22 protein-coding genes and 1 riboswitch are annotated in these 21,091 nt (G+C 53.9%); of the genes, 1 reads left to right on the top strand and 21 read right to left on the bottom strand.

The window, feature by feature from the left end; genetic code table 11:
- Window positions 1-106: 106 nt before the first annotated feature.
- Window positions 107-1,690 (top strand): phosphoglycerate dehydrogenase, encoded by a 1,584-nt coding sequence (gene serA, locus ACFQI7_RS11675; RefSeq protein ID WP_218099096.1) that lies wholly within the window; start codon window positions 107-109, stop codon window positions 1,688-1,690.
- A gap of 100 nt (window positions 1,691-1,790) precedes the next feature.
- On the opposite strand, the gene ACFQI7_RS11670 is transcribed toward serA, so the two are convergent.
- The 21 genes from ACFQI7_RS11670 to ACFQI7_RS11570 all read right to left on the bottom strand — a co-directional run bounded on the left by ACFQI7_RS11670 (window position 1,791) and on the right by ACFQI7_RS11570 (window position 20,977).
- A complete protein-coding gene (locus ACFQI7_RS11670) occupies window positions 1,791-3,632 on the bottom strand; it encodes an ATP-binding protein (RefSeq protein WP_218099097.1) in 1,842 nt (613 codons plus the stop codon).
- The gene (locus ACFQI7_RS11665) at window positions 3,633-4,349 is read right to left on the bottom strand and encodes a response regulator transcription factor (protein WP_218099098.1); all 717 of its coding nucleotides are present in this window, start codon (window positions 4,347-4,349) and stop codon (window positions 3,633-3,635) included.
- A 42-nt stretch (window positions 4,350-4,391) separates the two neighbouring features.
- On the bottom strand, window positions 4,392-5,639 hold the full coding sequence (gene ccsA, locus ACFQI7_RS11660) for a cytochrome c biogenesis protein CcsA (RefSeq protein ID WP_230414941.1): 1,248 nt from the start codon (window positions 5,637-5,639) through the stop codon (window positions 4,392-4,394).
- The gene (gene resB / locus ACFQI7_RS11655; protein ID WP_218099099.1) at window positions 5,636-7,324 is read right to left on the bottom strand and encodes a cytochrome c biogenesis protein ResB; all 1,689 of its coding nucleotides are present in this window, start codon (window positions 7,322-7,324) and stop codon (window positions 5,636-5,638) included. The genes ccsA and resB overlap by 4 nt, the downstream gene beginning before the upstream one ends.
- A gap of 76 nt (window positions 7,325-7,400) precedes the next feature.
- Window positions 7,401-7,925, bottom strand: coding sequence for a thiol-disulfide oxidoreductase ResA (gene resA, locus ACFQI7_RS11650; protein ID WP_377516808.1), 525 nt, complete (start codon window positions 7,923-7,925; stop codon window positions 7,401-7,403).
- 65 nt (window positions 7,926-7,990) lie between these two features.
- Window positions 7,991-8,752 (bottom strand): pseudouridine synthase, encoded by a 762-nt coding sequence (locus ACFQI7_RS11645; protein WP_218099101.1) that lies wholly within the window; start codon window positions 8,750-8,752, stop codon window positions 7,991-7,993.
- A gap of 19 nt (window positions 8,753-8,771) precedes the next feature.
- On the bottom strand, window positions 8,772-9,122 hold the full coding sequence (locus ACFQI7_RS11640; RefSeq protein ID WP_377516806.1) for a hypothetical protein: 351 nt from the start codon (window positions 9,120-9,122) through the stop codon (window positions 8,772-8,774).
- A 66-nt stretch (window positions 9,123-9,188) separates the two neighbouring features.
- Window positions 9,189-9,722, bottom strand: coding sequence for a spore maturation protein (locus ACFQI7_RS11635; protein WP_218099103.1), 534 nt, complete (start codon window positions 9,720-9,722; stop codon window positions 9,189-9,191).
- A 5-nt stretch (window positions 9,723-9,727) separates the two neighbouring features.
- Entirely contained in the window at window positions 9,728-10,327 is a 600-nt protein-coding gene (locus ACFQI7_RS11630) for a nucleoside recognition domain-containing protein (RefSeq protein ID WP_218099104.1), read from the bottom strand.
- An 18-nt stretch (window positions 10,328-10,345) separates the two neighbouring features.
- Window positions 10,346-11,506, bottom strand: coding sequence for a D-alanyl-D-alanine carboxypeptidase family protein (locus ACFQI7_RS11625; protein WP_218099105.1), 1,161 nt, complete (start codon window positions 11,504-11,506; stop codon window positions 10,346-10,348).
- Between the two features lie 204 nt (window positions 11,507-11,710).
- Window positions 11,711-12,406, bottom strand: coding sequence for an SOS response-associated peptidase (locus tag ACFQI7_RS11620; RefSeq protein WP_218099106.1), 696 nt, complete (start codon window positions 12,404-12,406; stop codon window positions 11,711-11,713).
- A gap of 12 nt (window positions 12,407-12,418) precedes the next feature.
- On the bottom strand, window positions 12,419-13,507 hold the full coding sequence (locus tag ACFQI7_RS11615) for an HD-GYP domain-containing protein (protein WP_218099107.1): 1,089 nt from the start codon (window positions 13,505-13,507) through the stop codon (window positions 12,419-12,421).
- A gap of 149 nt (window positions 13,508-13,656) precedes the next feature.
- Window positions 13,657-14,154, bottom strand: coding sequence for a GerW family sporulation protein (ytfJ, locus tag ACFQI7_RS11610; RefSeq protein ID WP_218099108.1), 498 nt, complete (start codon window positions 14,152-14,154; stop codon window positions 13,657-13,659).
- 76 nt (window positions 14,155-14,230) lie between these two features.
- A complete protein-coding gene (locus ACFQI7_RS11605) occupies window positions 14,231-14,920 on the bottom strand; it encodes a DUF2953 domain-containing protein (protein ID WP_218099109.1) in 690 nt (229 codons plus the stop codon).
- 118 nt (window positions 14,921-15,038) lie between these two features.
- Entirely contained in the window at window positions 15,039-15,659 is a 621-nt protein-coding gene (scpB, locus tag ACFQI7_RS11600; RefSeq protein ID WP_218099110.1) for an SMC-Scp complex subunit ScpB, read from the bottom strand.
- Window positions 15,628-16,413 carry a segregation and condensation protein A gene (locus ACFQI7_RS11595; RefSeq protein WP_218099111.1) on the bottom strand — a complete coding sequence of 262 codons (786 nt, stop codon included), beginning with the start codon at window positions 16,411-16,413 and terminating at the stop codon, window positions 15,628-15,630. The genes scpB and ACFQI7_RS11595 overlap by 32 nt, the downstream gene beginning before the upstream one ends.
- Before the next feature lie 36 nt (window positions 16,414-16,449).
- Window positions 16,450-16,920, bottom strand: coding sequence for a 6,7-dimethyl-8-ribityllumazine synthase (gene ribH / locus ACFQI7_RS11590; RefSeq protein WP_218099112.1), 471 nt, complete (start codon window positions 16,918-16,920; stop codon window positions 16,450-16,452).
- 44 nt (window positions 16,921-16,964) lie between these two features.
- Window positions 16,965-18,176, bottom strand: coding sequence for a bifunctional 3,4-dihydroxy-2-butanone-4-phosphate synthase/GTP cyclohydrolase II (locus tag ACFQI7_RS11585; RefSeq protein ID WP_218099113.1), 1,212 nt, complete (start codon window positions 18,174-18,176; stop codon window positions 16,965-16,967).
- Between the two features lie 42 nt (window positions 18,177-18,218).
- Window positions 18,219-18,887: a riboflavin synthase gene (gene ribE / locus ACFQI7_RS11580; RefSeq protein WP_218099114.1), complete on the bottom strand. Its 669-nt coding sequence runs from the start codon at window positions 18,885-18,887 to the stop codon at window positions 18,219-18,221.
- A gap of 4 nt (window positions 18,888-18,891) precedes the next feature.
- Window positions 18,892-20,007 (bottom strand): bifunctional diaminohydroxyphosphoribosylaminopyrimidine deaminase/5-amino-6-(5-phosphoribosylamino)uracil reductase RibD, encoded by a 1,116-nt coding sequence (ribD, locus tag ACFQI7_RS11575; RefSeq protein WP_218099115.1) that lies wholly within the window; start codon window positions 20,005-20,007, stop codon window positions 18,892-18,894.
- 316 nt (window positions 20,008-20,323) lie between these two features.
- Window positions 20,324-20,488, bottom strand: a riboswitch (FMN riboswitch).
- A gap of 57 nt (window positions 20,489-20,545) precedes the next feature.
- Window positions 20,546-20,977 carry a peptidylprolyl isomerase gene (locus tag ACFQI7_RS11570; RefSeq protein ID WP_218099116.1) on the bottom strand — a complete coding sequence of 144 codons (432 nt, stop codon included), beginning with the start codon at window positions 20,975-20,977 and terminating at the stop codon, window positions 20,546-20,548.
- Window positions 20,978-21,091: the final 114 nt, after the last annotated feature.

Raw genomic sequence — 21,091 nt, 5'->3', positions numbered from 1 at the left:
AGACGTATCGGGATGAAGGGCTTTTTGTTGTTTCGCGGATACACGGCCGGCACGACGAGCAAACGAATGCGCAGGGGCAAAGACAAAATAACGGAGGGAAATCGAAATGTACAAAGTACTGGTTATGGACGGCATCAGCGACATGGGGATTCAATTGCTGTACGACGCTCCGGATGTGGAAGTAGAGAAAAAGAACGGCCTTACGGAAGACGAACTGGTTGCCATTATCCCGCAATACGACGCACTGCTTGTGCGCAGCGCAACCAAAGTAACTGACCGGATTATGAGTGCAGGCGATAAGCTGAAAGTGGTCGGACGCGCGGGCGTTGGCGTAGATAATATCGATCTGGAGGCTGCTACCAAGCACGGCATCGTCGTCATCAACGCTCCGGACGGCAACACGATCGCGACTTGCGAGCTGACGTTCGCCATGATGATGTCAGTAGCCCGTATGATTCCGCAAGCATACAAAAAAACCGTCAGCGGCGAATGGGACCGCAAAACGTTCGTCGGCGTAGAACTTCGCAACAAAGTGCTCGGCGTACTCGGCATGGGCCGGATCGGGAGCGAAGTAGCCAGGCGGGCCAAAGCGTTCGGCATGATCGTGCTCGGCTACGATCCGTTCCTGACCGAAGAACGCGCCGAAAAGCTCGGCGTTAAGCTCGGCACCGTTAACGAAATTTGCGCGCAAGCGGACTTTATTACGGTTCATACGCCGCTTACAAGCGAAACCCGTCATATGATCAGCCGCCCGCAATTCGAGCTGATGAAAAAAGGCGCGCGCATCATCAACTGCGCCCGCGGCGGTATTATCGACGAGATGGCGCTCGTGGAAGCGATCGATACCGGCATCGTGGCAGGCGCCGCATTCGACGTATACGAACAAGAGCCGCCGACTGCGGATCATCCGTTCCTGAACAATCCGAAAATCGTCGTCACGCCTCACTTGGGAGCTTCGACGGTGGAAGCCCAAGAAAACGTGGCGATTGACGTTTCGGAAGAAGTATTGCACATTTTGCGCGACGAACCGTTCAAAAATGCGGTTAACATGCCGCCGGTTCCGGCCAACGTACTTAATAAAATCCAGCCGTACTTCAATTTGGGCGTCAAGCTCGGCGAATTCGTCGGACAAACGGTCGAAGGCGCGATCGGCGAAATTACGGTCAGCTTCTCCGGCGATTTGATCGATACGGATACGTCGACACTGACGCGGCATATCGTTAAAGGCGTACTGTCGCATCAGCTCGAAGGCGTCAACATCGTCAACGCGATGCATCTTGCCAAAACACGCGGCGTCAATATCGTGGTTCAAACTTCGGCAGCTTCGCAAACCTTTACGAACCTGATTACGCTCACGCTGAAGACGAAGAGCGGACAGCGCACCGCGGCAGGCACGCTGCTTGCGGGCTACGGCGAACGGATCGTGCAAATCGACCAATTCCCGGTTGACTTCGCCCCGGCCGGCCATCTGCTGCTCATTTCGCACAATGACAAGCCTGGCATTATCGGCAAAGTAGGTACATTGCTCGGAAATAACGATGTGAACATCGCTACGATGCAAGTTGGACGCAAAACGTTCGGCGGTTCGGCGATCATGGTGCTTACTACGGATAAAGAAACGCCGAAAGATGTGATCAAGCAGTTGGAGCAGCTTCCGGAACTGATCGCAGTCGCGGAACTGACGCTTTAATCCAACCGCACCTAGCGCGTAAAATGCACCTCCAAAAGCACGCTTGCAAACAAGAGGAAACAAAAAAGAAGCTCCGGCATGCCGGCAGCTTCTTTTTTGTTCAGTCTTTACCCCGTTTACACGGGAGCAGGATGGAAAACGTCGTCCCCTGTCCTAACTGGCTTTTGACCTGTACCGTTCCATCATGCGCTTCCACGATGTTTTTGACGATGGACAGGCCTAGACCCGTCCCGCCGGAAGCGCCTCGCGTACGGGCCTTATCCGCCTTGTAGAACCGTTCGAATATAAACGGCAAATCTTCCGGCGGTATGCCGTGGCCTTGATCGGCAATATCGATCTGTACGGCTTGTTCGCCCCGCCATTCCTGCTGCAAAGCTCGCAATTCGATCGTCGCATGCGGCGGCGTGTGCCGCAGCGCATTGTCGAGCAGATTCGTAAGCACCTGTTCCAGACGGTCTTCGTCCGCCAGCATTAACACAAGATCCTCGTGTGAAAACGAGCAAGTGATCGCGACATCCCGCTCTTTCGACAGCGCGGCGAATTTCCGGTGAATCCGTCTCAGAAACGGCTCCACTTCGAGCCGGCGGAAATTCAGCTCTATGTTGCCCGTCTCCATCTTCGCCAGGTCCAGCAAATCTTTGACCAGCCTGCCCATTCGCAGCGATTCGTCATGGATGACCTGGGCCAATTCTTTCCGTTCCTCCGGCGATGCCGCGATATCGTCGATCAGCGCCTCGCTGTAGCCTTGCAGCATCGAAAGCGGCGTTCGCAGCTCATGCGACACGTTGGCTACGAAGTCTTTGCGCAGCTTATCCAGACGGTGTTCTTCCGTCACGTCCCGCATAACGGCGACGACGCCGCGCACCACGTCGCGCGAATACAGCGGCGCCATGACGACGTCCCACACCTCGCTTTGCACATGCAGCTTGGAGGTCATTTCTTTCGCCTCTTGGATAACCGCCTGAAAGAGCGGCTGCATCGGCAGCGGAATGCGGTTCCCCGGCTCGCCGGAAGAACCCGGTCCGTCCGGCTCCGACCAGCCGATCCGTCCCCACTCCCGAATGATCCGTTCTCCCTGCGGGTTCGTCAAAATGACTTGACCGTCCGCATCGGACGTGATGACGGCATCCGTCATGCTTCGCAGGACACTGGCCAAGTGCTCCTTCTCATGGCTGAGCGCCTTGATCGTATCCGAAAGCTGCTCGCCCATATGGTTAAACGTTTGCCCAAGCTCCCCGATTTCGTCCGAAGACGTGATCGGCACCCGGGTGCCGTACTCTCCTTTGGAAATGAGATCGGCGGCTTTGCGCAGCTTTTGCAGCGGCTGGGTAATTTTCGTCAGCAGAAAGAAGGCGAAAAACGTCGTCATCAGAAAACCGCAAACCCCGACGACTACAAACAAACGTTTCACATAGGATTGCGTTTCTTCATAAGACTGCGTAAGCTGATACAATATGAGCGCTCCGCCGATCTGCGTCTGCGACTCATTCATGAATGGAACGGCGACAGCCGTATATTCTCGGTTCATCGGCGTCTGCGGAACCGGACCTCCGATTACACGGTTATCGATAATTTGACCGGCGAACACTTTTTGCAAGTCGGACTTCAGGAAAAAGGATTCAAAACCGAGGACAGAGCCTTTCGGCTGCTCGACCGGCGAGTTGATCTGCATGAATTCGGTATCGATCACGATCGTGCTTGCTTCCTGCGCGCTCAGCAGTTCATTGACGACTTGCAGGTACCGCCGCTCTTCCCGGTGAAGCGTTATTTCGTCCGCGACCTTGACCGCCATTTTACGCAAATTGTCGACCTGGTCCTGCGACTTCGGAAACGACGTCTCGATATACTGGAATAAAAAGAGGCTGAGCGTCAACAGCACAACGACAACCAGCCCAATGATCGTAATCCACAATTTGCCTACGATGGTTCTAAGAATAAACACTTATTTCGGCACCTCGAGTTTGTAGCCGACGCCCCACACGGTCGTGATCATGCCCGCAGCATCCGGCGACACTTTATTCAGCTTCTCTCTGAGCCGTTTCACATGCGTATCCACCGTACGCAAATCGCCGAAAAATTCATAATTCCACACATCCTTGAGCAGTTCCTCCCGCGAGAACACCTTATCCGGAGAAACCGCCAAGTAGTGAAGCAGCTCATACTCTTTCGGCGTAAGCGCCACTTCCTGACCGCCGGCCGTTACCCGGTGCGCGTCGTGCTCGATCACAAGATTCGGAAACACGATATTGTTGCTCGTGTTCACCTCTTTGGACAAGTAAGCCGTAACTGAGGAACGGCGAAGTATCGCCTTCACCCGGTATATGACTTCCCGAGGACTGAAAGGCTTCACGACATAATCGTCCGCGCCTGATTCGAAGCCTTGCACTCGGTTCGTCTCCTCGCCCTTGGCCGTCAGCATAATGATCGGCGTCGATTTCATCTGGCGCAGCCTTGCGCATACCTCATTGCCGTCAATGCCCGGCAGCATCACATCTAGCAAAATGAGATCGAAGTCGGTATCCATCGCTTTGCGCAGCGCTGTCTCTCCGTCTTCCGCTTCTTCAATTACGTAATTTTCTTTCTCCAGGTACATTCGCAGCAGTCGGCGAATCCGTTCTTCGTCGTCAACGACCAAAATCGTCTTTTTCGGCTCTGTCATCTACCTAACCTCCTTAGGCATGTTATTTCAAAATTCAAATCGTTACACACCGGAATAAGAATGCAGTCCGGCGATGACAAGGTTAACACCGATCAGCGTAAACATGACCACAATGAAACCGATAACGGACAGCCAGGCGGAACGTTTGCCCTGCCAGCCCCGGGAGAGCCGCAAATGAAGATAGGCCGCGTAGAAAAGCCAAACGATCAGCGCCCACACTTCCTTCGGGTCCCAACCCCAGAACCGTCCCCATGCTTCCGCCGCCCAAATCATCGCAAAAATAAGCGCGCCGAGCGTAAAGATCGGATACCCGATCGCGATAGCGCGGTAGCCGATTTCATCCACATCGTCCGGGTCCATTCCGTGCAGAAGCGGCTGAAGCGCTTCGCCGAGCGGACGCCTCACGATAAGCCGCAGTATGACGTACAGCAGCGCGCCGCACACCACCGACCAAATGACGGTGTTCAGCTTCCTGCCGGCGTTCGCCCCTTTCATCCAGGAAGGAGCCTCGAACAATGGCTCTTTCATGCCGAGAAACGGCTTCATCTCGACGAGCTGTCCCTGGTATGGCGCAACGATCGGCGGTAACACATAATCCACATTTTGCTTGATCACTTGTTCCACATTATCTTTTCCCGTTACCGTCACTTCGTTTGCAAAGCGGGCGTGATAACCCGAGCCGTTAAAGCTGAAGATGGCGGCGACGAACGCAATGATCATCACGAGGGTGAATAACGTGAACTCAACCCCTCGCTGCTCCCTCCGGTCCGCTTTCTCCGCGCTCTTGAAATTGATGCTTTGCAGCAAATACATCAGTCCGGCAGCGAAGCCTACGGCGAAGAACGCTTCCCCGAAAGCGGCGGTCGTAACGTGAATTTTCAGCCAGTAGCTCTGCAAAGCCGGAATGAGCGGCTGCACTTCATGCGGGAATACCGAAGCGTAGCCGATAATAATGATCGCGATCGGTACGGCAAAGATGCCGAGCACCGGCGTGCGATACAAGAAAAAGACGATAATGAATGCGAGTACAATCATCATGGCTAGGAACGTCATAAATTCGTACATGTTGCTGGTTGGAATATGCCCTGCTTCCGCCCAGCGGGTGAAGAAGAAAGCCAGATGGGAAAGGAACCCGATAATCGTCAGCACGATCCCTATATTCCCCCAGCGTTTCCCGTAAGCTTCCGGGTCCGTAACCATCACGGACTTCTTGCCGGTGATCGCGATGACAAAGCCGATCAGCGCCAGCGCGTAGACGATAAAAGCAACGAGCAAAAAGTTACTGCTCACGTTTCAGCCACCCTTCTCTCTAACGACTTGGGATCGACGTCGATCCCGCTTTTTTGCAGCAAATCCGCTACTTCCTTGCGTACGCCGAACCAGTTTTTGTTCGTATGAGCACCGAGCGTGATCCGGTTGTCATCGATTCGCAGCCAAATGCGCCGGTGCTGCCAATAAAATCCCATGATCAAACCGACCATCGAAATGGCGGCTCCGACCCAGATCAGAGGCATCGCCCGGTCGATCCGAATGTTGAGATAGCTTACGTATTCCGAAATCGCCACATCCGCCATCGATCCGACCGACAGATCGAGTTTGTCGGCGAGGGCGCCGTTGATTTCGTCTTGACGGAAGTTTGCTTTGTCGACTTGGCGAGGGAAATAAATAAAAGGCTCGCCCTGGGACGAAATCCCCGGTCCTGTAATCGTGAAGACGAAGCCCGGCATCTTCGGCTCATTGGACTTCGTGAGCGGAACGCCTTTGTCATCGAGTGCGAATTCCGGAAAATAGGCTTTCAGCTTCAGCTCGTAAGGTCCCGCTTTGTAAACCTCCGCCGGCTTGTCCATGCGGATGTCCAGCGTCCCGTACACTTCGCCGGTCTTTTTGTCCTTCAGCGACGGTTTCACCTCAAGCAGCATCGGCGACAGGTTGAAATCAAACTGATACGCCATGAGTCCTTTGTATTCCAGCGGCTTGTTCACAACGATATCCTGTCGATGCACTTCCTCCAGCACCGGCTCCTTGACCGGATCGTTGCAGCTCGCTTTACACTCGTAAAGCACCGCCTTCGTTTCGTAAATCTTCGGGACGTCCTGTCCTTTCGAACGGAATTCTTCCGACATTTCCTCCGGCGCATAAAAGTCGATCGTAAACTTCTCATTTTTCAAGTAATACGGCGTATCTTGAATTTTCACGAGCTTTCCTTCGGGAAAAGCGACATGCTGGTCCATATGCCAGCCGGGGATGCTGCGCATCAGAACGGCTCCAAGGAAAATGATCAGGCCGATGTGGTTAATGTAAGGCCCCCAACGGCTGAAGCGGTATTTTTCCGCGAGCAGCGCCGTACCGTCGGTATGTACGCGGTAATGTCTCTTTTGCAGCAGTCCGGCCGCTTTCGAAGTCCATACTTCCGCCGCCTCTTCGTTCGAAGCGCTTGCCCCGGCTCCGGCGGGAAGCGGCCCGCTGAACGTTACTTTCTGTCTCGTCAGAAAGCTCAGATGCTTGCGGATTTGCTGCTTGCTCAGTGCCCGGTACAACGGAAGCACCCGGTCCAGGCTGCAGACGACAAGCGAAGTGCCGATCATAAAAAGAAGTAAAATATACCACCAAGACTCGAATGTATGGGACAAGCCCAAGAAATAATAAATTTGACCGAGCGTGCCGTACGTTTCCTTGTAGTATACCGACGGATCGATGTTCAGAAACGTACTTTCCTGCGGATAAATCGTTCCCAGCACCGAGACCAGCAGCGTGATGACAATAAGATATACTGCGATTTTTACGGATGAAAAGAAATTCCACACCAGGTCCAGCGCACCCGGATTTTCCCGCTGAGAACGTCTGGCGACGCCGTCGTACTTCATCTCCAGCACATCGTTGCCGCCTTCGTCCTGAAGCGGCTTGCCGCAGGATTCGCATAGGACGGTACCGATATGATTCTGGTGTCCGCATTCGCATTTTGTATTTTGAATCATGGCGCCTCCTACGTATACGCGAAAAAAAAGCAGTGGTTTTTCACTGAACTCGCTGCTCTTTTTCGGCAAAACACGCTTATTTTAATAAAGTCGTTATCGTACTCTCAATGGTAGCCTCGCTCATCTCACCGATTTTGATTTCGGCGATTTTGCCGTCGGTGCCGATGAAAAACGTTGTCGGGTATTGGGTGACGCCGTACCGTTTGCGGTTCTCTTCATTTTTGTCGAACAAAATCGGAAACGTCACTTTATATTGATTAATGAAGTTTTCCACCGCCACGCGCGGTTCGTCGAGATTAAGCCCGAGAATTTCCACGTTTTTGCCCGTCCACTTTGCATGCTGGCGCTCTAGCGCCGGCATTTCGTTGCGGCAAGGTTCGCACCAGGTTCCCCAGTAATTGACCACGACGACTTTCCCTTTGGCATCCGAAAGCTTATGCGTCTTGCCGTCCAATCCGAGCAAAGTAAAGTCCGGGGCTTTGGAGCCTACGACAGGCTTCTTATCGCTCAAAAACAAATTGCTGACAAGCGTCAATGCGCCGATGACGACAATGACGGCGAATATGGCAATCTGGATCCACTTTTTATTTTTCCCCATCATCCCACACCTTCAAACGAGTTACTGCTAAAGCATCAACTTTATTATAGCGAAAATTTAAGCTTGCATTATTCGCCTTTTTGAATTTTATGTGACTCTGCATCGCCTGCGGCCAGCGCTTCCTCGCGAAGCTCGCGCACTTCCTGCGGCGTCAAATGCCGGTGCTTGCCGCGCGGGACGCCCGACAGCTGAAGCGGACCGAATTGGACGCGTTTCAGTTTGATCACCGGATGATGAATGGCGTCGAACATACGCCGCACTTGCCGGTTGCGTCCTTCGAAAATCGTGATTTTGACGACCGTTTCGTTTTTCTGTGGATCGATGTCGTGGTAATCCACTTCGGCCGGAGCGGTCATGCCATCCTCCAGTTTGATTCCGCTTTTCAGCTTGTCCAATGCGGTTCCGTGCGGAACGCCTTTGACGGTAGCCAAATAGGTGCGCGGGACATGGTGCTTCGGATGGGTCAGCAGATGCGCGAATTCACCGTCGTTCGTAAGCAGCAGCAGCCCTTCCGTATCGTAATCCAGTCTTCCGATCGGATATATCCGCTCTTTCAAAATTTTGAAGAAGTCGGTTACCGTTTTCCGGCCTTCCGGATCTTGCGCGCTTGTGATGACGCCCTTCGGCTTGTTGAACAAAACGTACACCTTGGATTCGCGCCGGATCGGACGCCCGTCCACTTTAATTAAATCCTGGGCCGGATCAACCTTGACGCCCAGTACCGTTACAACGCGATCGTTGACTTCTACCCGTCCGGCTGTAATCAATTCTTCGCATTTGCGGCGGGATGCGATGCCCGCTTCAGCCAATACTTTTTGCAATCGTTCCATGAATGGAATTCACCTCATGCTAATGATACCTATCCTCGGGTGAAATCACAAGTTGAGACCAGGGAAATTTCGGTCCCGGACAAGAATTCGAATGCGGGAATACGTCCTGCGGCTGAAAATCGTTTAATTCGGCAAGGCGCAGCACCAATTTGTTCAGGATAAATATCTGTTCTTTTTGTTCGGCACTCCAATGATTTCGCGGCTGGGAGAAGTCTCCTTCGAGGCAAACATGAATGTAAAGCGGATCGGTTTGTTCGGAAGAAGGGATGATTGCACCGGCTTTGGCGATAAAGAAATCATACCCTTTTCCATTAATGGAGTAACATGCGGAATGATGAACGACGACTCCGTAGTATGGCAAGCAGCTCACCTCTTTGTCAAGGGTTTACTGCTACAATATATGTGCGGGGCAAATGGGGGGTGCAACCGGGGGAATTTATCCAAACACCAGGTAACAAATCACGATGGATGCGACGAAACCGACGGCGTCGGAGATGAGACCGACTTTCAGCGCATAACCGGCTTTGCGAATGCCGATCGCGCCGAAATACACGGTAATGACATACAGCGTAGTGTCCGTGCTGCCCTGAATGGTCGAAGCGATGCGACCGATCATCGAATCGGGACCGAATTGGGAAATCAAATCGGTCGTGAAGGCGAGCGATCCGGCTCCCGTAATCGGACGAAGCAGCGCGAGCGGAATCACTTCGGTCGGGACGCCGATCCATTCGCAGACCGGCTTCAGCCAGCCGACAAACAGCTCCATCGCTCCCGACGCGCGAAATACGCTGATCGCCACCATCATGCCGACCAAATGCGGGATGATGCGGATCGCGGTGTCGAAGCCGTCTTTGGCCCCGTCCACGAACGATTCGTAGACGGGGATTTTGCGGTACGCGGCATAAAGCGGAATAAATACGATGATGACCGGTATAGCCCATACCGATATGACATTCACGAAGTTGTACATCGGATTCATCCTTTCCCCGGACCGATCGGCGTATTGCGCTTGCGGTACCACCTGTCTACAAATATGGCGGCCAGCGTGGATACGAACGTTGCAAGCAGCGTCGTACCGACGATGTCCGTCGGACTCGCGGAATTATAGCTCATGCGAATCGCGATCAGCGTTGTCGGAATCAGCGTAATGCTGGCCGTATTGAGTGCAAGCAGCGTACACATGGCGGGGCTTGCCGCTTCTTTGTTCGAGTTAAGGCGCTGCAGCTCCTGCATCGCTTTGATGCCCATCGGCGTCGCGGCATTGCCAAGTCCGAAGATGTTGGCGCTCATGTTCGACATAATGTAGCCAAGAGCCGGGTGATCCTTGGGAACGCCCGGGAATAAAAACCGGACGATCGGCTGCAGCAGCTTCGCCAGCTTCTGCAGCAGTCCCGCGTCTTCGGCGATCCGCATGATGCCGAGCCAAAACACCATAATGCTGATTAAGCCGAAGCAGACCGTTACCCCGCTCTTGGCCCCGTCAAAGACAGCCTCCGTCACTAGCTCGACCTTGCCTTGAAAAGCGGCTACGACAAAACCGGCAACGATAAAAAAGAGCCATATGAAGTTCACCATGCGCGAAGTCCCCTTCCTCTAATCGATATGTCCGGTGAACATGACCCGCGCGAGCGACTGTAAAATGTAAAGCCACTTGTGAATGCGGGTTCCGCTGTAATCCGTTTCCACAAAGGAAAAGGATGTTTTGTCTTTCATTTGCAGCCTTGGGCTGTCCTTCGGATAAAGCGGCACGCTGCCAACGACTTTGCCATCCAGCGACAGCTGCAGCTGTCCCGCTTCGCCGAGCCGGTATCCTGCCGACGCCGGGTCGTTCAGCACCGTTTTACGGGTAAACCGGCTGTTTTCGGCTTCCAATGCGGCGTACCGGAACGACGCCCCGGCCACCAGCTCCGTTCCCTCAATCGGTTCGCCTTTCTGCACGACGGAATGCAGCGGATAGTTTCGGAAGCCGTAGTCGAACAGTCTCGCATGGTCCACCCAATCATCCGGATCGTTCAACGTAACGACCACGAACTGCTGCCCTCCGCGGGTCGCGGAGGAAATCAGGCAGCGCTTGGCCAGTTTCGTATAACCGGTCTTTACGCCGTCAGCCCCTTCGTACATCGAGAGCAGCTTATTTTTATTGACCCATGTATAATCCCATGATTCATTCGGATTCGGCACTTTTTTGACTTTCGTTTTTACGATTTCCTGAAAGACCGGATTTTTCAGCGCATAGGCGGTCAGCTTGGCCATATCGTTCGCTGTGGAATAGTGCCCTTCTTCGTCGAGTCCCGAAGGATTTTTAAAGCTGGAGTTCGTCATCCCGAGCATGCGTGCCTTCTCGTTCATCAAATAGGCGAACCCCTCTACGCTTCCTCCTACGTGCTCGGCAATCGTTGTGGCCGCATCGTTACCCGACCGCAGCATCATTCCATACAGCAAGTCCTTTAAGTTCATTTCTTCGCCCAGCTTCAAATAAATGGAAGATCCTTCTTTGCCGAATGCATTTTTGCTTACTTTGGCCGTATCCGACAATGTGCCGTGATCGATGGCGACAATGGCGGTCATCACTTTGGTCAGGCTTGCGATCCGCATCGGCTTGTCTCCTTTGGCGCTGTACACAATGCGGCCGGAAGTTACATCGATCAGCGCGGCCGCCTCGGCGCCTGTAGATACCGCGGGGGCGGCATACGCACCGGCAGGCACTATGACCCCTGTCCAAACGAGAAGCAGGGCAAGCAGTAATTTTTTCATGTTCATCCTCCTACAGGCTACAAGGAAAATACAAAACCAAGACAAGCTCAAACCCATCTTGTACATGTATATGCTTGTCAAGCCGGGTTATGTCCGGTGAACATCACAAAGACCACTGCTCCGCAAAAGCCGATTCCACGCAAAAAAAGCGCCATCGCAGCTACGCTGTCAATGCGCTTAAAATAAAAGGAGCTTCACGATTCGCTACAAGACCAACGGCTCGATGCAGTCCGGCGCATCGTATTGCACGCGGCCGACCTTCGGGTTCACCTCGTACATCCGCATCTTATCGGCCGGGTACGGCACAAGCAGCGGCAAAAGCTTGCGTTCCTCGCGTATTCCTCGATCCAGCCACAGCCGTTCTCCCTCACGATCCAATATAACCGGCATGCGTTCATGGATGCCGCGAATCAGCTCGTTGGCTTCCGTGGTCAATATGGTACAAGTATGCAGCTTCTCGCCGGCCGGCATCAACCACGTATCGTATAACGCCGCCATCCCGAACAGCCCGCCGTCTTGCAATGTAATGCGGAACGGCTGCTTGGTCGCTCCGGAGCGGCTCCATTCGTAGAAGCCGTCCGCCGGAATAATGCACCGCTTCGACTTGAGCAGCGGACGAAACGACGGCTTCTCGCCGGCCGACTCCGATCTCGCATTGATCATCCGCGCAGCAGACTTATCGTCCTTCGCCCAGGAAGGCACAAGCCCCCAGCGCAGCTCACCGAAACGGTTGAGCGTCTGCTGCAGCTCCGAACCTTCCCGGATGGAACCGATAATTGCAGGAATCCACTGGCCCGGCGCCACATTATACCGGGGCGCATACTTGGCCGATCTCCGATCAAGCAAAAAATGCAATACAAGCTCATCCCAACTGACGGTTATCGTATACCGTCCGCACATGACATCCCCTCCTTATATCTCTTGCACCTTCGTTACAAATACGGTGAGATGCTTCGATAAGTCGACTTCGTACGGTTGGGAAAACCGCTCTCCGCCCGGTCCGGTCAGCACCCGCACAACCGGACGCTGCGGAGCGGTCGGATTGACGCCGACGACGACGCCGGTTTCCCCGGTGCTGAGCGATACGGTCAGGCCAAGCGGGTAAATCGCTACATTGTCGCGAAACAGCGCCACTTTTTTTTGCTCATACAACGATCCGACCCCTGCAAACAGCACTTCCATCGCCTGATGCGGGAGCATGGCCAGCCGATGAGCGCGGTGCGTTGTCATGGCGTCGTAGCTGTCGGCTACAGCGATCCATTTGGCATATTCATGTATATCCTTGCCGCCTATGCCTCTCGGGTATCCGCTGCCGTCTTCCCGTTCATGATGCTGAAACGCGCAGTGTGCCGATAGCAGAGGCATATTCGGCTCATCCTTCAACAAACGATAGCCGATCTCCGCATGCTTCTTTACTTCCGCGAACTCTTCCGCCGTAAGACGGCCTTGCTTTTTAATAATATCCTGGTTAATTTTCGTTTTCCCGATGTCATGCAGCAGCGCGCCGATGCCGAGCGTCATGATATCGTCCTTGGAGTAACCGTTTACCATTCCGAGCATCGTCGTATAGATACACACATTCAAGGAATGCTGGTATAAATAGTTATTCAGCACGTTCATATTCATCAGCATGATCAGCGTTCCCTGCTTCTCGCTTAAATCATCCACGATCATCTTCATCACATTGCCGAACGCGCGCCCCAGCAGGTGGCTCTTGGAAAACTTCGACCGACTGTTCGCTTCCATAAACTGGCGATAATGCGTTCGAATTTCGGAAAGCGCTTTAAGCCGCGTTTCATCGGAAAGCGGATCTTCTATTTTGACGTCATCGGTCACATCGTCTTTAATATAAAGAAAGTCGACGCCATATTGCTTCAAACGTTGAATCAATCCTTGCGTCAGTTCCACATTTTCATTAAGAAGAACTACGCCTTCTTCGCTATGAATGCTTTTTCCAAGCCGCATACCGGGCGTACAGGATCTAGTTGGCAGCAGCCTCACGCGAACCACGCTCCTATGACATAAGTCCTATATCTGTTTCTAAAAATTAATATTAAGACATCGCCAACGAAAGAGCAATGCAAATGTAACGTTTACGCATAAAAAAGCTGCCCCGGATAGAGCAGCCATTGTTTATAAGCTAAAGATCGTTACACGATAAAGTTCTGGTTCTCGATATTGTTCGTAACCTGCGTTCCCGATCCCGAAGTCGATCCCATAGTTGAGCCGCTTGTTCCGGATTGCATAGTGCCCTTCATCATCGTTTGGATCTTATCGACGACCTGAGGCGCGGAGTCGATCAAGCGCTCAAGAAGATGCGTTTGGTTATCGAGCGGAACAATTTTGACGCCTTGCTTGCCTACAACAAGAAACGCAATCGGCGTAATCGAGACCCCTCCGCCGCTTCCTCCGCCGAACGGCAAATGAACTTGCGCGTTCATCGCGTCATTGCGTCCGTTAACGGACGTATCGTCGGTAACAAACTCGCTGCCGCCCGCGGCAAAACCGAAACCTACTTTACTGATCGGCATAATGACGCTGCCGTCCGGCGTTTCGACCGGATCGCCGACAATCGTATTGACGTCGACCATTTCTTTGATGTTTTCCATGGCCGTCTTCATTAAACCTTGAATCGGATGATCTGTCATCGCTTTTGCCCTCCTGTGCTCATGGTGTTAAAGGCGTTACCCATTCGTTAGGCTTCCCACGCGCCGCACCCGCTATTCAAGCTGCCCGTTTTGCGGATCGCATCACAATGGTGCGCCATGTTTTCCATCCGTCTTTCACCTTCAATATGCGGATGAGGAGCAGTATTCCCGCTTTTAATGCAAACGCGAAGCGTACATAGGCTTCAATCACGGCTTCCATTTCAAACCGCATCTGATTAAACATCGGCATCACTTGCAGCTTGGGTTCCGTTTCCAGATGGACGAACCGGAAAACGTAGCCGAGCAGCGAAGTTTTGAGACCCCATAGCGTCCCGACGGAAATCGCCGTATTCGCTGCATCGTCAAGCCCGATCGATGTTTTCCAAACAAATCGGTCGCAATGTACATGCGACAAGCCCGCTTTTAGCCAATCATGAAAATGAAAGCAATGCTGCAAAAGCAGCTGCACGTTGTGAAAAGCGCGTCTTACTTTTTCTATGGTTATGTGTCTGTGCTGATTTCCGATCAAATGCCCGGCGTTGGCATTTACCTGCTCCGTCTTCAGTTCGAGTCCTTCCAGCATCCCCTTGAATTGAAAAACCGGCATCGAATAACGCAAGTGAATGAGGCCGAACAACGCGCTGACGTCGATTAACAGATCGTCGTTCGTGTCCTGCCGGTTAAAAGAAACGCGCATGCGAATTTTGCTGAAAAGGATAATAAGCAGCACAAAGCACAAGATGCCCGCAACCCAAAGCCAGATCATAAAAAATATCACCCTCCCGCGCCACAATCGGCCAAAACGCAAAAAACTTCCAATTCGGGAAGCTTGCAGCTTCGATTCCTTGGAAGTTAGTATAGCCCTGATTTGTAAGATCATGCGTTCAAGGTTCGATCTCGCCGGACGCAGGGATGTCCTCAAAGGTCATCTGTTTACCGTCCAGTTTCTCGAACAGCAGCCTGGTTTCCTCTTCAAGATTATCGTCATTTTCAAACAATGAAGTTTCCGGCAAGTCTTGAATCGATGCCAGTGCGAAGTAATCCAAAAATGCCTTGGTCGTACCGTATAAAATAGGACGCCCGGGCGCATCGGCCCGATCGACCTCCTGAATCAAATCTTTGGCGACCAGCGTCTGCAAGGCGCGATCGGACTTGACGCCGCGGATTTCTTCAATATCGACTCGCGTGATCGGTTGTCGGTATGCAACGATGGCTAGCGTCTCCAAGGCGGCTTGCGACAGCGAAGCGCGGGAAGGCGAATGCGCCAGCTTCTCAAAATAAGGCGCATGCTCGGGGATGGTCGCCAGCTGAAATGTACCGGCCAGCTCGACGATTTGGAGCCCTCGCTTTTGCCGTTTCAAATCGCTTTGTAAGTCTAGCACCAGCTCGGCCGTAAACTTAGGGTCCTGCTCCAGTACTTCAGCCAGCTGCTTGGCGTTCAGTCCTTCGTCACCCGCCACGAACAGCAAGCCTTCAATAACTGATTTCATTTGCCCAAAATCCATTGGCCGTTCCTTCCTCCCTTGCCTCGATCACGATATCGTCAAATAGCTTATGTTGAAAACAAACGATGCGCTTCACCTTCATAAGCTCCAGCATCGCTAAAAAGGTCACCACAATGGAATCTTTCGTCACTTCCGCATCCAGCAGCTTGGAAAACATCATTCTCCCGCCGCTGCGCTCCAGCGCATCGACCACTTCCAGCATCCGGTCCTTGACCGAGATTTCATCCTTGCGGATTTTGGCGATCGTGTTACGGCTTTGCATGCGGCGCATCGCTTTGCGAAACGCTTGAACGAGATCGGAGATATGAAGCCCTTTTACCGGATTCTCGGGAACCGTCGGTACATAAGGCGTCAAATCTTCCGGCTCGCGCGTAAAAATGAGACTGCGTTCCACTTCTTTGTCCCGCAAATGTTCGGCAATTGCCTTATATTTGCGGTATTCGATCAGCTTAGCCACGAGTTCGGCGCGCGGATCGTAGTCGTCATCCATCATGTAATCGTCGAATTCCATTTCCAGTACCGGCGGCTTCGGCAGCAGCATTCGGCTCTTGATGGAGAGCAGCGTAGCGGCCATCACCAAAAACTCGCTCGTTACTTCAAGTTCCAGCTCCTGCATGGCATCAAGGTATTCCATGTACTGATCGGTAATTTCTTTGATCGGAATATCGTAAATATCGACTTCCGCTTGATCGATTAAGTGCAGCAGCAAATCAAGGGGGCCCTCAAAGGTATCCAGTTTGACTGTGACTTTCACGTTCTGTATGTTCCCCCTTAACTGTCATGAAGCTGCTTATTTGGAAAATTGCTTGGACAAATTCGCCATTTCTATGGCCGTTACAGCCGCTTCCCAGCCTTTATTCCCGGCTTTTGTACCGGCGCGTTCCACGGCTTGCTCAATGGAATCCGTCGTAAGTACGCCGAAAATGGTCGGCACGCCGGTTTTCAGACCGATCGCGGCAACGCCTTTGGCCGCTTCGTTGCAAACATAGTCGAAATGTGGCGTCGATCCGCGAATAACGGCCCCAAGCGTAATGACTGCGTCGTAACGTCCGCTCTCTGCCATCTTTTGCGCGATTAAAGGAATTTCAAATGCGCCGGGAACCCAAGCGATTTCAACCTCGTCTTCCTGTACGCCGTGGCGTTTCAATGCATCCTCCGCGCCACCCAGCAGCTTATGCGTAATAAATTCATTGAACCTGCCTACTACGATACCGTATTTCAGTCCTTGCGAAACCAAATGTCCTTCGTATACTTTCGCCATTTGCACTCTACATCCTTCCGATTTGTCGAATTTTTTTGTGAAACTTACTTATTGAACTCGAGCAGATGCCCCAATTTCAGCTGCTTCGTATGCAGGTAATTCGTGTTGTCTTCGTTTTCTTCCATTTGGATCGGCACCCGCTCGACCACTTCCAGACCGTAGCCTTCCAGACCGCGGATTTTGCGGGGATTGTTCGTCATGAGGCGCATTTTGCGGACGCCTACATCTTTCAAGATTTGCGCACCGATCCCGTATTCCCGCAAATCGGGGGCAAAGCCTAGTTTCAGGTTCGCATCGACCGTATCGAGGCCCTGTTCCTGCAGCTTATAGGCTTTCAGCTTGTTGATGAGACCGATGCCGCGGCCTTCCTGCCGCATGTACAGCAGCACGCCGGAGCCCGCTTCGTCGATTTGCTTCAGCGCCGCAGCGAGCTGTGGTCCGCAGTCGCACCGGTGCGAATGAAACACGTCGCCGGTCAAGCATTCGGAATGGACGCGAACGAGCGTCGGACGGTCGCTGTCGATTTTGCCTTTGACCAGAGCGACATGCTCCTTCTGGTCTAAGACATTCGTGTAGGCGATAGCTTGGAATACGCCGTAATCGGTCGGCATCCGCACCTCGACTTCGCGCTGAACAAGCTTCTCCTTATGGTTGCGGTATTCGATCAAATCGCGAATCGTGATGATTTTCAGCCCGTGCTTCTCGCTGATCTGCATCAAATCCGGGACCCGGGCCATCTCCCCGTCCTCTTTGATCACTTCGCAAATGACGGCGGCCGGATAAGAGCCGCACATCCGCGCCAGATCCACCGATGCTTCGGTGTGGCCTGCGCGGCGCAGAACGCCGCCTCTTTTGGCGATCAGCGGGAAAATATGTCCCGGACGGCGAAAGCTTTGCGGCTTCGTCTTCGGATCAATGATCGATTGGATCGTAAGCGAACGTTCCGCCGCGGAAATGCCGGTCGTCGTCTCTACGTGGTCGATGGACACCGTAAAGGCGGTGCCGTGGTAGTCGGTATTGCGCGCGACCATCGGCGGCAGATCAAGCTCCTGCGCCCGTTCCTCGGCAATCGGCACGCAGACGAGGCCGCGGCCTTCCTTGATCATGAAATTGATCACTTCCGGGGTCGCTTTCTCCGCAAGGGCCACAAAGTCGCCTTCGTTCTCGCGGTCTTCGTCGTCCACGACGATAATGACTTTCCCCAGCATCAGATCGTAAATCGCTTCCTCAATCGAATGAAATTTCAAATCGGACATCTCCACTCACTCCTTCTCTGTGTATTCAAAGCGGCGTGCGCTTTACATAAATCCGTGATCCGCCAAAAACGATGCCGTCAGCTTGCCGGAGCTGCGCGATGACGCGCTGCCTGCGACCGTTCCATGCGTCAGCAGCCGCTCGATGTATTTGCCGAGCACATCGCACTCCAGGTTGACTTCATCGCCCTGTTTCTTATGCTGCAGAACCGTTTCGGCGAGCGTGTGCGGGATGATCGACACGGTGAACGTAGTCTCTGATACATCGACTACCGTTAGGCTGATGCCATCGATCGTAACCGAGCCGTGCGGAATAATGTATTTGAGTATATTCGTCTCGCGAGGCGCTATCCGAAAAACGACGGCATTCTCCTCCGGCGTCCGGCTTTCGATGATGCCGGTGGCATCGACGTGCCCTTGCACGATATGTCCGCCGAACCGGCCGTTTGCCGCCATCGCGCGTTCCAGGTTGACCGAAGCGCCGACGGCCAGCCGCGACAAGTTCGTGCGACGGAACGTTTCCGGCATCACGTCGACCGTGAACGACTGGCCGTCGAAAGCGATGACAGTGAGGCATACGCCGTTCACTGAGATGCTGTCGCCGAGCTTCACGTCCGTCAATATTTTGCGGGCGCCGATCGTCAGCACCATCGCCTGCCCTTGCTTGTCGATGCGGCGCATGGCGCCCATTTCCTCAATTATGCCGGTAAACATCGGCTTACTGCACCTCGCTTTCATATCGGGGGTATCCGGTGATGCAAACATCGTCGCCGACCTGATCCACGCTGACACGCTCCAGGCGGATCGCTTCCCGCATGGCGTCGAAGCCGGCGAAGTCGAAATTGCCGGGAGCGAGCGCGCCCCCACCGATGATGCGCGGCGCGTAGAACAGCACCAGCTTATCGGCCAGGCGCCGCTCCAGCATCGCGCCGCTCAGCTTGCCGCCGCCTTCGACGAGCAGCGAGCCGATCTCGCGCTCGCCGAGCCGCTCCATGGCGGCGTTCAGATCGACGGCCGGCCCCGGGCCGCAGTCGATGACCTCCACGCCGAGCGCTTCGAGCTCGCGGCGGCGCGCCTCCGGCGCCCGTTCGGTCGTCAGCACGACCGTAGGCGCCGCCCCGTTCCGCACGAGCTTCGCATCGTGCGGGATTCTCAGCGTCGAGTCGACGACGACGCGGATCGGGTTCAGACCCGGTACTTCGAGCCGGGTCGTGAGCGCGGGGTCATCGGCCAGTACGGTTCCGATGCCGACCATGATCGCCTGATGGCGGTGGCGCAGCGAGTGGACCCGCGATCGCGCAGCGTCGCTGGTGATCCACTTGCTGTCGCCCGTCTTCGCGGCGATCTTGCCGTCCAGCGTGCTGGCGGACTTCACGGTGACGAAGGGCCGGCGGGTGGTGATGAACTTGTTGAATGCTTCATTCAACAAGTTCGCCTCCCGCTCGAGCACCCCACTTGTCACCTCGATGCCGTGCGCGCGCAGCCGGTTCAACCCGCTCCCCGCGACGAGCGGGTTCGGGTCGGTCGCCGCGACGACGACCCGCTTCACGCCTTCGCGGATGAGGCGGTCGCTGCAAGGCGGCGTTCGGCCGTGGTGGCTGCACGGCTCCAGCGTGACGTACGCCGTGCTGCCTTCGGCTTCTCGGCCCGCCATTTGCAGCGCGTGAATTTCCGCGTGCGCTTCGCCCCGCTTCAAATGCGCGCCCATCCCTACGATACGGCCGTCTTTCACAAGCACGCAGCCGACAACGGGGTTAATCCCCGTTTGCCCGGCAGCGGCGGACGCCAGCTGCAGCGCGAGCCGCATGTAATATTCGTCAGTCAACGGCTCCATGCCACTTCGTCCTTTCTCTCCGGTTGTATGCAAAAAAAGCCCGCTTTTTGAAAAATCAAAAAGGGGCTTGGAGAATTTTGTCGGAATGCAGCGGCGAAACGGTTTCGGTTGTCATCCCTTGGCTGACAGACTTCAATAAGCCTAAGCATATGCGTTATCTGCACGCATCAGGAACCAAACCGTGGGACGCCGTTCAAACCGCAAGCTGCAGAATGCCATCGGCATTCGGAAGATATGCTGAATTGGACAGACGTACCCGGTCGATCCTTACATGTGAAAATAAGCACATATGAGGATACGAACTGAACGTTTCCCGCTTTCCCTTCTCCCATCCAGACTATACTGTCGGTCTCGGAGTTGCACCGAGTCCACCGGCGGCTGCGTTAACGCTTGATGCAGCCGCACGGGTCACGGACTGATCCGGCAGCAAGCTGCCGGAATCACCGCCGGTAGGGAATTTCACCCTGCCCCGAAGGTTTAGCTTTTATTGTAAAACAGTATAACGTGTGTTTTGCGCTTTGTCTATAGCTGCCTCAAATCAAACTTCTTTCACTTCTACGGATTCCATCTTGTCGCGGCCTTTGAACGCATCGACATGCTCCATGCCTTTGACTACTTTGCCAAAAACGGTATGCTGTCCGTCCAGATGCGGCTGCGGCGCATAGCAGATGTAGAATTGACTGCCGCCCGTATTGCGTCCGGCATGGGCCATGGCGAGTGTGCCGCGCTCATGCTTGTTTGGGTTGATTTCACAGTTGATCGTGTAGCCGGGACCCCCAGTGCCTGTCCCGCTCGGGCACCCGCCTTGGGCTACGAAGCCCGGAATGACGCGGTGAAATACAAGCCCGTTGTAAAATCCGGAGTTGGCGAGCTTCTCGAAGTTAGCGACCGTATTCGGCGCGTCCTTGTCGAACAGATCGAGCACGACTTCGTTGCCGTCAGCCAATTTGATAAATGCTTGCTTTGCCATAAAGTATGTACACTCCTTTAATGCATCGGTTGTCGTTAACCTCATTATTTTACTATGAATCCACGGGATATACAAATACCAGCCGCAATTCCTTCGATGCAGCAAGCTGCGCTG

The sequence above is a fragment of the Paenibacillus allorhizosphaerae genome, assembly GCF_042659105.1.
GTDB lineage: Bacteria > Bacillota > Bacilli > Paenibacillales > NBRC-103111 > Paenibacillus_G > Paenibacillus_G allorhizosphaerae.
Note: the sequence above shows the minus strand (reverse complement) of the source record. Positions and strands in the feature narration are given on the sequence as shown.